Raw genomic sequence first — 8,109 nt, 5'->3', positions numbered from 1 at the left:
CTTTTTTTTCAACTTCTCTTGACTTTTCTGTTTACACAAAATATTATACACTATCGATTTTTCCGCTTCTCTTTTAATTTTTAGAAGAAATTATTTTTCTTTACGTCTTCTTACTACAGTTGCTAATCCTAGAATTGCTAATCCTAATCCTGCTAATGGTGAACTACTATCATTAATACCAGTATTTGGTAATACTTTAGAAGTATCTTTTACTACAGGTTCTTTCTGATTTTCAGTTCTTGTCGGACTAGTTGACGTTGAAGGCGTTGTTGGCACTCCTTTTGGTGTTACCGTTACTGGTACTTCAATTTCAATAATTTCTCCAGTTGGTAATTTAACCTTAACTTTAACACTTGGTTTCTGTCCTGGTGTTTCAGTTGTTGGAATTTCTCCTACTTCTACGATTTCCCATCCTTCTGGTAAATCGATTTGTTTAATAACATCCTCTTTTGTTACTGGTGTGCCTACTTCGACTACTATCGGTCTAGCTTTAGGAGTAACTAATACTGGTACATCTACTTCAATAATTTCACCACTTGGCACTTTAACCTTAACTTTAACGCTTGGTTTTACTCCAGCTGGAATTGTTGTTGGGATTTCTCCTACTTCTACTATTTCCCATCCTGGTTCTTTTGGTAAATCAATATGACCTTTTACATTATCTGGTGTAATTGGTGTTCCTTGTGGTACAACTATTTGTCTTACTGTTGGTGTTACGATTACCGGCACATCTACTGTAATCTTACGTCCATCTGGTAATTGAATTTCCACTGAAACAACTGGTTTTGTTCCTGGCGTTGTAGTTGTTGGAATTTCTCCTACTTTTGTTACAGTCCATCCTTTAGGTAATTCGATATGTTTCTTAACATCTTCTGGTGTAACTGGTGTTCCTACAGGAACTACTACAAGTGTTACTTTCGGTGTTACGATTACTGGTATATCCATAGTTACTCGAATTCCATTTGGTAATTCAATCACTACTGGGATACTTGGTCTTTCACCTGGTATATCCGTTGTTGGTTTATCTCCAATAGAAATAACTTTTGTTCCTTTTGGAATATGATTTTCAACATCCTCCGCAGTAATTGGATCACCTTGTTTTTTAACAATATCTTTAATAGGTGTTACATTCACTGGCACTTCTACTGTAACAACTTTTCCATTTGGTAATGTAATAGTAACTTTTACTGAATCTTTCTTACCTGGTGTTGTTAAATCTGGACGGTCTCCTACTGTAACTGTTGCTCCTTCTGGTACTTTAATTTGTTTTAAGATATCCTCTGGAGTCAGTTTGTCTTTTGTTACTGGTGTTTCAATTGGTGTAATTGGTGTTACATTTACTGGAACTTCTACTGTTATTACTTTTCCATTCGGTAATTCCACAGTTACATTCACTGGGTCTTTCTTACCTGGTGTTGTTAAGTCTGGAATATTTTCTACTTTCGTTACTTTTCCACCTTTTGGAATTGTAATTCCTTTAGTATAATCTTCTTGTGTTAACGGCGTAGTTGTTACTGGTGTTTCAATTCCCTTAACTGGTGTTACTGTTACAGGAACATCAACAATATAAGTTTTACCGTTTGGTAATGTAATCGTTACTTTTACTGGTGTTTTTTCGCCTGGTGTTGTTAAATCTGGAAGATTTCCTACTTTAGCAGTTGACCCTTCTGGGATATTTAGACCTTTAGTATAGTCTTCTTCTTTTAACGGCGTAGTTGTTACTGGTGTTTCAATTGGTGTTGGTTTTGATTCTACAACTTTAATGTTTGCTGGAACTTCAACTAACACTTTTCCATCTTTACCTTTTACAATTACTGTAACTGGTTTATCTCCTGGTGTTGTTCCATCATATGGAGTTGTTTGTCCTTCTGGAACTTTGTATTCGAATGTTGACCCTTCTGGATAGTCACTTGGTGTGATACTATCTTCAGCTTTAGGTTTATCTTTATCTTCAGCATTTACTGGAGTTAATTGTTCTTTACCTTGAACGACTTTAATTTTCGCAGGTACTTCTACAATTGTATCTCCATCTGGATCTTTCACGACTACAGTAACATCTTTTTCACCCGGTGTTGTTCCATCATATGGAGTTGTTTGTCCCTCTGGAGTCTTGTATTCAAATGTTGATCCTTCTGGATAATCATCCGGTGTAATGCTATTTTGTGGTTTTGGTTTCTTATCATTTTCAGCATTCACAGGGACATATTGTGTCTTAGGTTCTACTACTACAATTGTCGCTGGAATTTCTGTAATTGGTTGTCCATTCAACTTAGCTACTACTGTTACAGGTTTTTCACCTGGTGTTGTTGTATCTACTGGAATGTTATCTTTATATTCAAATGTTGTTCCAGTTGGGAAATCATTTGGATTAATGTTTTCTTTTGGATCTGGCTGTTTCTTAGCTGGATCTACTGGGACATATTTAGGATAACTTTCAACAACACGTACAGTTGCAGGGACTTCTACGATTGTGTTTCCTTGTGGGTCAAGCACTTCAACAACCACATTCTTATCTCCAGTTGTTGTTACATCAATTGGAGTTGTTTGTCCTTCTGGAGTTTTATATCTAAATGTTGATCCTTGTGGATAATCTGTTTTATCAATACTCTTCTCTGGATCTGGTAAAACATCATTATTTTCTTTTACAGGTACAATTTGTGGTACACCTTCAACTACTGTTACTGGAACTTTGACCGTTGTAGTTAATGGTTTATCTTGTCCAGGTACTGTGTATTTAACTAGTACATCAACTTCCGTATCTTTTGTTAAGTCTGGCACTGTTATTGTAGCTGTTTCATCAACAGTAACTCTTGCTCCTTGAGGTAATTTCCCTTTAAATGTTACATCTTCTATTGCTTTTTTAGCTTGAGCAAGTACTTTTTCTTTAGCTTTTTCCTTGTCACTATTTTTAGCAACTAGAATTTCATCAGCTTCTGGTTTTGGTAATACTGTTACTGGAACACTTACTGTTTCTGTCAACTTACCATTGTCATATGTCACTGGTACGTCTACTTTAACGTCTTTTGCTCCTGCTTTACCTGCTGTTTCTGGTAATGTTATTGGTTCACCTTTTGTTCCATCTGTTCCTGGTGTTACAGCTGCTTTTGCTTGCTCTGCTGTTGGTTTTTCGCCTTCAAACACTACAATCTTACTTGGTGTTGAGCTTACTACTGTTACTGGCACTGAAATAGTATCTTTTGCTACTACAGTACCTGTTGCATCTTTATATTGTACTTTTACTGCTACATTACCTTTATCACCATTTGAAGTTGTTGCTGGAACAGCATAATTTTGATTTGGATCTAATTCTACTGTAATTCCTGATGGTAGTGTTAATTTACCTAGTGCAGCTTGTGCTTTTTCTTTTACAGCTGTTGTTAGGTTTTCACCAGTTGTATCTTTTAATGTTGTTACTTTTTCTGGTGTCGCTTTTGGTAACACTGTTACTGGTACTGGTACTGTTTCTGTTCCGTTTGGATATGTTACTGTTGTTGTTGCAGTTACGTCTGTTGCTCCTGCTTTTCCTGTTGTTTCTGGCAAATCAGTTTCAGTTGGTGTTCCTACTGTGCCTCCAGTACCTGGTGTTACGGCATTCTTAACTTTCTCAGCATCTGGTTTTGTTCCTTCTACTGTGTACACTGGTTTTGCTTCTGAACCTAATACGTTAATTGTTACTGGAATTGTCGTATTGTATGTTGTTCCTTCTACTGTATATGTTGCTGGAACATTCACAACACCTTTATTTGTACCTTTTTCATTTGTTAGAGTTTCTGCTACAGCTTCTGTTATATCACCGACTGTCACTGTTGCTCCTGTAGGTAATTTTCCTTTGAAGGCTGCTTCTTCTACTAATGCTGTTGCTTTTGTTTTCGCTACTTCTTTTACTTTATCTACTGTTGAACCTTTTGGTACATCTACTTCACCAGTTGCTTTTGGTAATACTGTTACTGGTACACTTACTGTTTCTGTTAACTTACCATTATCATATGTTACTGGTACGTCCACTTTAACATCTGTTGCTCCTGCTTTACCTGCTGTTTCTGGTAATATTGTTGGTTCACCTTTTGTACCATCTGTTCCAGTTGTTACAGCACCTTTAGCTGCATCAGCTGTTACTTCATCACCTTCGAATACAACGATTTTACTTGGTGTTGAACTTACTACTGTTACTGGTACATTAATTGTATCTTCTGCTACTACTGTACCTGTTGCGTCTTTATATTGTACTTTTACTGGTACATTGCCTTTATCACCATTTGAATCAGTTGTTGGAACAGTATATGTTTGATTTGGAACTAATTCTACTGTAACTCCTGATGGTAATGTTAGTTTACCTAGTGCAGCTTGTGCTTTTTCTTTTACAGCTGTTGTTAGGTTTTCACCAGTTGTATCTTTTAATGTTGTTACTTTTTCTGGTGTTGCTTTTGGTAATACTTCAACTGGGACTTTTACAGTTTCATCTCCTGTTGGATATGTTACTGTTGTTGGTACGGTTATATCAGGTGTTCCTGCTTTTACTGTTGTAGCAGGTAAATCTGTTTCTTTCGGATCGTTTACTGTTCCTTCATTTCCTGGTGTTACTGCATTCTTAACTTTCTCAACACTTGGTTTTGTTCCTTCTAATGTATATATCGTTTTTGTTTCAGAACCTGCTACGTTAATAGTTACTGGAACTGTTGTATTATATGTTTTTCCATCTACTGTATATGTTGCTGGAACATTTACAACACCTTTATTTGTCCCTTTTTCTGCAGTTATTGTCGCTAGTACTTCTTCTGTAATATCTCCTACTGTTACTGTTGCTCCTGTTGGTAATTTTCCTTTGAATCCTGCTTCTTCTACTAATGTTACTGCTTTTGCTTTCGCTACTTCTTTTACTTTATCTACTGAAGCTCCTTTGTGTACTTCTACTTCACCAGTTGCTTTTGGCAATACTGTAACCGGAACTTCTACTGTTTCATTAATATTTGTACCATTTGAATCATGAGTAACCGTTGTTGGAATTTTCAATCCTGCTTCTCCTGCTTTTCCTGTCGTACTAAAGACATCTGCTTCGTTAGGATTGTTTACAACTCCCGCTTTAGTCTCTATTGTAGCAGGAGTGACTGAAGATTTAATTTGATCATTTGTAATATTATCACCTTCAAATACTACTAACTTATCTGTAGTTGATTTAACAACATTTACTTCAATATCTACTGTTGTATCATAAGTTCTTCCATCAGCAGTATAAGTAACAGGAACTTTTACAACACCACGTCCATCAGCAGCTATTTTTGTGATTTCAACTTTATCTTTAGAATTAAGGGTAACATTCGTAATTTGACCTATTTCAGCTGTTGCATTCATATCTCTAAGCAATTGTTGGAAATTAGCTGAATTAACTTCTTCTTGTGCTTTTGCATAAGCAACTTCTTTTAACTGATCATTGTTAGTATTAATTGGAACAGTCACGGTACCTGTTGCTTGTAAGCTATTAATATAGATTATTTTTCCATATTCAAAATCTGGTTTATCAGAATTTGCCAATCCTCCTCGATTGAACTGATTTTCATATGCTGGTTTCAAACCATTAGTTGTATATGAATATAATTTATTTCCCTCTGCATCCGTATCTCCAAACCCACTTGTTACGGTTACTTTAAAATCCGCTGGTCCTATGAAGTTATTTGCAGTAGTAAACACAATACTTGATGAACGAGTAGTTTTTTCTGCTGCAGCCATACGATCTCCAGCAGGTACGTTATAAGTTAAAGTTCCTCCTTTAGAATTATCAGTTGGATCATTTGGAACCCATTTAATAGTATTTGCATAGACATTTCCTAAAAAGTCAGCACCACCATTTTTATTAATAACTCTATCTTCCAATACCACACCCTTTGGTACTTTTATCGTAACTTGAACATTTGATGCGGCATAGTAATTAATATTCATTCCAGCTGTATCTTTAAGCGTAAAGTTAAAACTACCTTTTTGATCTTTTTTGTAGATAGTGTCTGGTGTATATCCATACTCATTATTTTGTCTTCCAGAGCTGACATTTGTTACCACTTCTGCAGCTGGAGCTGTAGCAATACCGATACCACCAATAAGGTATCCATCTCTAAGCGTAACCGTATTCCCCCATCGTGTTTGGTTTTCAGTACCTCCATTTTGTGATCCCGCTTGATCTCCAGCTTCGATTAAAACCTTAATTTTTGTAGTAGTCGCAGGAATATCATATAGACGAGCCATATAATTCCATCCGTTACTTCCCCCAGGACCTTGTTCCGTAGATAAAGGACCATTTTTCCCTTCAACTGGGTTAATAACTTCTCCTGTGAAAGCATCAACAATTTTAAGTTTAACTTTTTCTCCAGTTCCTGTAGTAGAAACATGACCATAAGCACCACCGTGAATCAAGTTAACATTAATTCTTGAATTTCCATTTACATCATATTCCTTTGAAATAGTCGTACCCTTACTACCTAATTCAAGATAATAATCACGATTTTTCACTTCTCCAAATGCATTACTCTTTATCGCATCGATAGTAGGCGTTAAAGTTGGAATAATACCACTACCGTTATTATATGATAGTTGTTGTCCTTCAGTATAGAATCGTTTTAATTCTCCATTATTTGTATATATTTTTGATTTTGGTACTGTTCGAGTACTTGGTGCACCGTCTTTATCTGTAACATTCGTTACATCAAGAGGTTGAACAGCGTTTACTTGCTCACCAACTTCTATTTTCCAACCATTTAGTACACCAGCTTCTGCATCAGCTTTTGTAATAGTTTTTTCTTTCCAGTTATAAGTTGCACTACCAATTCCTGCAGTACGAGCATTAATTTCTCCTTGACCTCTTTGTTGCTTAGCAATCGTTTCTGATTTAGTAACAGCATCCGTAAAAGTTACTTTATCCCCAAAACCTTCTTTCAGACTCTCAAAGACACCGTTTGTTGGGTTATTACCGTACGCTGCGTGGTTTTCACTAACAGGTGCTCCTAAGTCTGCTTTACCAGCCAAATATAAAGCTAATAAATCACGCTCAGATTTAACAGCTTCTGCTTGTTGGCTCATTTTTTGAGCTGAACTTACATCCGCTGCATTTGCAGTTGTAATAACATTTTCTGCTTTTTGTTTAATACCTTTTAAAACATCAATTTTAAATTGATCTTTTTTTTCCGTAGGTAGCGCTTCTTCTTTTGCTATTTCAGCTTGAAGTTTATTAATATTTGCTTGCAACTCTGGAATAGCAGCATCACGAATGCCTTTATATTTTTCTGCTTCTGATGCAGCATTTGCAGCTGTAGTATCCACAGTAGTATCCACAGCTCTAAACCCACTCTCACCTTTTCTAGAAATGGCTTTACCATTTCTTGAATCTTGATTTTTATTTACTTTTTCTTCTGTAGGTTTATCTGCTTCTTTAGCAGTTGCTTTTTTCATGCTTTCTAACACAAAAGCCTTATTTTTAAGCTCAACTGTTACTTTATCGACTTCAGCTTTAGTCGCTACTTCACTTGCTTCTAGTGCTTGTGCTGTTGCTAATTCTGCTTTAGCATCTTCTATTGCTGATGCTGTTTTTTCTGTTACTCCAGCGTTAGCAATCGCCTCTTGAACACGTGCTATAGCCGCGCTTAAATTAGTTTTATTAACTTTTACAGATGTCGTAGTTGAAACTTCTTTATTAGCTGTTACTAAATTATTGTTTTCTGTCTCCGAAGTTGCATTTACAGCTGTATCATTACTTGCTAACGCACTCCCTCCACCTAAAAATGCGAATCCAGCAGCGATTAATACCGACGCTGTTCCTACATTAAATTTTTTAATACCATAATAATTAATTTTCTCTTGTTCCTTCTGAATAATCATTTTTTTATTATTCTTACTAAACATTTTATTCCCTCCTGGTTTACAATATAGCTTCAATAAACTTCTTAAAATAAATACAAAAAAATTTATTTTCTTTATTTTTTTTTTTTTTTCAAAAAAATAATCTTATATTATATATATTAAAATAATACAACACTAATTTTAAAGCTTTTCTATACTTTTGTCAAGTGAGTTGTATCAATTTTAAGTTCATTTTAAGTAATTATAAAAATAATATTAATGATAATA

The 8,109-nt window shown here is 35.4% G+C and carries 1 protein-coding gene; it reads right to left on the bottom strand.

Annotated elements, in window-relative coordinates:
* Positions 1-90: 90 nt before the first annotated feature.
* Complete coding sequence (locus ACO6OL_RS06765) at positions 91-7,884, bottom strand: Rib/alpha-like domain-containing protein (protein ID WP_485502591.1); 7,794 nt, start codon at positions 7,882-7,884, stop codon at positions 91-93.
* Positions 7,885-8,109: the final 225 nt, after the last annotated feature.

It is taken from the genome of Gemella sp. (assembly GCF_057272915.1).
Note: the sequence above shows the minus strand (reverse complement) of the source record. Positions and strands in the feature narration are given on the sequence as shown.

Bases quoted from the DNA above. Each gene is read 5' to 3' on its own strand.
- ACO6OL_RS06765 (WP_485502591.1), bottom strand. From the start codon at position 7,884: ATGTTTAGTAAGAATAATAAAAAAATGATTATTCAGAAGGAACAAGAG.